This window comes from Schlesneria paludicola DSM 18645 (assembly GCF_000255655.1).
GTDB lineage: Bacteria > Planctomycetota > Planctomycetia > Planctomycetales > Planctomycetaceae > Schlesneria > Schlesneria paludicola.
This window is the reverse complement of sequence record NZ_JH636434.1, coordinates 1,935,152-1,939,779: the sequence shown is the minus strand read 5'-3', so window position 1 is coordinate 1,939,779 and position 4,628 is coordinate 1,935,152. Positions and strand designations below refer to the sequence as shown.

At 54.6% G+C, this 4,628-nt stretch carries 3 protein-coding genes; all 3 read left to right on the top strand.

Annotated elements, in window-relative coordinates; all coding sequences use genetic code 11:
- Positions 1-452 (top strand): DDE-type integrase/transposase/recombinase (locus OSO_RS51910; protein WP_010583169.1); only part of this gene is annotated, 452 nt, incomplete at its 5' end.
- Between the two features lie 202 nt (positions 453-654).
- A complete protein-coding gene (locus tag OSO_RS0109520; protein ID WP_010583168.1) occupies positions 655-2,331 on the top strand; it encodes a MutS-related protein in 1,677 nt (558 codons plus the stop codon).
- A 521-nt stretch (positions 2,332-2,852) separates the two neighbouring features.
- On the top strand, positions 2,853-4,028 hold the full coding sequence (locus OSO_RS0109510; RefSeq protein WP_010583167.1) for a sialidase family protein: 1,176 nt from the start codon (positions 2,853-2,855) through the stop codon (positions 4,026-4,028).
- Positions 4,029-4,628 lie beyond the last annotated feature (600 nt).

Below are 4,628 nucleotides of genomic sequence, written 5' to 3'. Positions count from 1 at the left end.
TCGTCCCGATGCGTCGAGGGTACCTGTATTTGACGGCGGTGATGGACTGGTACAGCCGGTACGTGCTGGCTTGGCAATTGTCCAACAGCATGGATGTGGAGTTCTGTATGGAAGCTCTCGACGAAGCGTTGAAGTATGGTCGTCCCGAGATCTTCAACACGGACCAAGGATCGCAATTTACGAGTCACGAATTTACCAAGCGACTCGAACAGGAGTCGATCGCCATCAGCATGGATGGGAAAGGGCGAGCGATTGACAACGTGATGATCGAACGACTTTGGCGAACCGTGAAATACGAGAACATCTACCTCAAGGAATACGTGACAGGAGCCGATTGTCATGAAGGATTGAAGGCGTACTTCCAGTACTATCGCCACGAGCGACCTCACCAGGGTTTGGCCAACCGCACTCCCTGGCAAGCCTATCAAATCCCTCGCTCCAGACCCCGGTGAAGACCATCTAAGAATTGGCTCCCGGTGGTCCGAAAAACGGGGTCCACTTCATCAGGACACTCGCCAGCCGCACCCTTGTCTCGGTTTGGCGTCAAAACGGAGCGATTGCCGTAGACTTGATGCCATGCATACTCCCACCATTCGATCAAACGCCGAGAAGTGCTTGGACCGCTTTACTGAACGGTCGGCGGAAACTCGGAGGTTGTTCCATCTTTTGGAACACCACACCAAGACTCAGAAGATTCTCATTTTCGCCGTAATCGGGCTTGCGGTATTTGATCCCACGATGGCGTTCATTCTCGCGCCGTTTTTCATCCTGCAGATGCGTGCGGTGGTCGTCAAAATTCGACTTCGTCGTCAACTCGATCGAGCGTCACTGGCGACTGAGTTTTATCGACGCGCCGTGAAGCGCATTGAGAATCACTGGATCGGCGATGGCAACACCGGTGCGCAATATCTCGGCGCCGACGAAGTCTTTGCGGACGACCTGAACCTCTTTGGCAATGGTTCGCTTTTTCAGTTTCTCTGTGCCTCGCAAACGTCAATCGGAGACAACATGCTTGCCGCGTGGTTGACTCAGCCTGCGAATGCCGACGAAATCCGCGAACGACAATCTGCCGTTCGTGAGATGAGCAACAATCTGGATTTGCGTGAACAATTGGCCGTGCTGCCATTGGATCGGGGCAAGTTTCAGCCGCAGGCGGTTGCCGAGTGGACGAGTGCGCCGGAACTTCTGCCCAGTCGGATCGCACGTGCCACTGCCTTCGCCCTGGCAGTGGCTTTCGCAAGCGTGATCCTGAGTTTTTTTGGTGGCTTTGGGCCTGGCGTTGGAATCACGATCTTAATCGTCATTCTGGAATTGGCATTCTACACACTTTTTCGAAGCCGCTTGAGGTCGATCAGGTCCCACGCCAAATCCGTGCACGCAACGCTGATTTATCTGTCGTTAGTGCAAACGGTCTTGCAGAAGTCTTCGTTCGAATCACGGCATCTTTCCAACATTCGATGCATGATCGCTGCAGGCGCCGTCATGCCACCGTGGCGAGTCTGTGCGGTGTACCGATTTCTCATGCACGAACCGCTCTTGGCGATTCTACTTCATCAATTCGTCCCGTCTGTCGATCGCTGGCGACGCGCGTGTGCCCAGCCCGCGGACGCAGGTCTTCTGGCGCTGGGAGAATTGGAGGCCATTTCGAGTCTCGCGCAGTATTCGTTCATTCGGCCAGAAGCAACGTTCCCCACAGTGGTCGATACCGAGAAGTGCTTCGAAGCGATTGGATTGGCTCACCCTCTGGTTGGTGCCGATCAGCGCGTCGAGAACGATCTTCAGCTGAATAGCACATCGCAATTGCTTTTGGTTAGCGGCTCAAACATGTCCGGAAAAAGCACGATGCTTCGTACTGTCGGTGTCAACGCAGTGCTGGCTCTTTGTGGAGCGCCCGTCTGCGCCAAGCAACTTCGGATATCACCGTTCTCGATCGGCACCGCAATGCGATTTCAGGACTCGCTGGACAATAGAACCTCGCACTTCTACGCGGTCATCGTGCGTCTGCGCAGAGTGATGGACCTTCAGGAAGGCAAACGGCCATTGTTATTTCTGATCGACGAAATCCTGCAAGGGACCAACTCGCATGACCGGATTCGTGGCGCCGAGGCTGTCGTGCGGAAGTTAATCGAACGGGGAGGCGTAGGGCTGATCACGACGCACGATCTCGAATTGACTCGAATTGCCGACACGCTGGGCGGGCGAGCCGCCAACGTCCATTTCGCGGACACTTTGATGAACGGCGAGATCCGCTTTGACTACAAGATGCGCCCCGGCGTCGTCGAAAGTCGCAACGCACTGACCTTGATGCGCAAGATGCGCTTGATCGACTGACATTCACGACATGCCAAAATGTGCCAGGAACCCCCAAAGCGGATTCGGTTCCTGGCACATTTGCCTACCCAATAATGAGAAAGCCCTTCGGCGTTTTGGCTGAAGGGCTTGTTTGGAAAGAAAGCTGAGAGGACAAAACACCGTTAGAACTTTTTTGTGGCGGATTGGAGAGCTGGGCAAACTGCGTGAGACTATATTCCATGGTGCCTCGGTCGATGTGACCGAGATACCGGTGAAGCGATGCCAAACGAGATCAGATACCGCGTTTCGCATTCGCCACCCCAATCGACATTGTTCTCGAACCTGGCTGTCCAGTGCATGGCGGACTGCGGCTCGACGACGATTTTCGTGTAGGCTTGCATGGATTATTACACAAGGAGTGGCTTCAATTTGGCGGCGTCATTTACTTCGAGGTTGAACCGCGGAGGACACCGCTGTGTTTTGTTTGCGTGTCGTCTCGCAGGGTAATTGCTTAAACTGACGCCATTCTTCATCGCCACGGACTTCTTTGAAAGTCGAGCATGCATTTCTCTCGCGTGATGATCGGAGTTCTTTCTGTCGCGGTATTGTTTACTGCAAACACAATCTGTTCTGCACAAACCAATATCATCAACACGCCTCGGATGCAGGTCATCCATCATGCAGTCGTGAACGACACGGTTGTCGATGCGCAGACTCCGAGTGGATTGGTAAGAGATTTATCTGACGGCAGCTTGGTTCTCGCATTTCAAAACAAGGGAGACGTCGTCGCGGGAACGGTCACGCTATTTGTCCGGAGTACTGACGGCGGCCAAACGTGGAGTAAGCCATTCGCGTCGTACCAGGACCCTGACAAATCGGTCGGTACCGCAGTCGGGTTCGTTCAACTTCCCACTGGCCGCATTCTGGCCGTGATGATGGAGGTGGCGCACACGGACATCTCTGTTGAAGGATTCAAAGCTCCGCGAAAGTCTCGCACGATCTTCGCCGACTTTGACCCGAAAACGGCCGCACTCACATATGTCGCAACAATCCCACAGCCGCCCGATTCACTTGTGGGTGCGATGCCAACGAACATCATCCAACTCTTCAACGGCGATCTCATTCTGCCCGCGTATCTGATCCCGATGGATTTCGCGAAGCCCACACCGGGCACCGTCTACGGATCGGGTTTGTATCGCAGCACCGATGACGGCAAGACATGGGGCCAGTTCGAACTGGTCTTTGCCAAGCGTGCCGATCATCCAGAGATTTTCTACAACGAGTCCGCCATCTTTGAAAAGCCGGACGGCACCTTGGTGGCGTTTGCACGCTACGACAACGAAACACCGGCACACAAACGGTTTATGGGCAAAGCCGTCTCACTCGACCAAGGTCGCACCTGGAGTGTCCCTTGCGATAGCTCGATCGCCGCAATCTGTCCGGCAGTGCTCAAGCGAGCTGACGGCAGTTACCTGATGTTCGCCGGAGCACTCGACGAACGCATTCCCAGAACTAGCATGCTCTACTACAGCCCGGATGGTGAGCAGTTCACAAAACTAGGGCAGCCCTACTATTCCCGTACGGATGGCCATCCCTGGAACACCGCCACAGGAGGGTCGCAGCTACTGATCCCACTAGGCGACGACCACTATTCCATCGCTTTTTATTCGGCAGACAAGGCACTTCGCGGCCGCGACAAGACGTACATCGACAGCAACGTTGTGAAGATCAAATGAGCTTAGCTCCTGATGTCGCTCATGTTCCGATGTTGATGCTTTAGGACGGTGCGGCGTATTCGTGCAATCGCAGCCAGTCGATCGCTCACTGCTGCCAATCGGTTGGCCCAAATGGCATTGGGCCGCGAACGTATACGGAAGCCGTGGCCGACTTTACTAAAGAGCGGACGTTGTGTTGTCTGTGTCTCCAAATCGATACGCCGGAATATTGCGTGTTCGTCTGCTGGTTGTTGAGAGAGGAGCAGGACAGGTCCCGAGCAAGGCTTCTTGACAGCCGGACAACATGGCTATCCCTTTGTCGACTGGCGTATCGCACCAATCGGATTCAAAATCCCCAGTCCCCAAAATACGACGCTCTAACACACGAATGGCACTTAGATTTCGCGACCAGCACTTGGCCACCGAGGCAAATCTCGTCCCGTTCTTGGATGCCGCGAAGTCGTGGCCAGGTCGCGAAGTCTCCGTCCAAACTCTCGGGCGTTACCGTCGCGTTGGAATCCGTGGCGTGAAATTGGAGAGCTGCCTCATCGGTGGGTTTCAAAGCCGGTCAATACTCGAAAACAATTGGCAAAGGCGGCGGGGGTTCCCAGCAGGAAACAG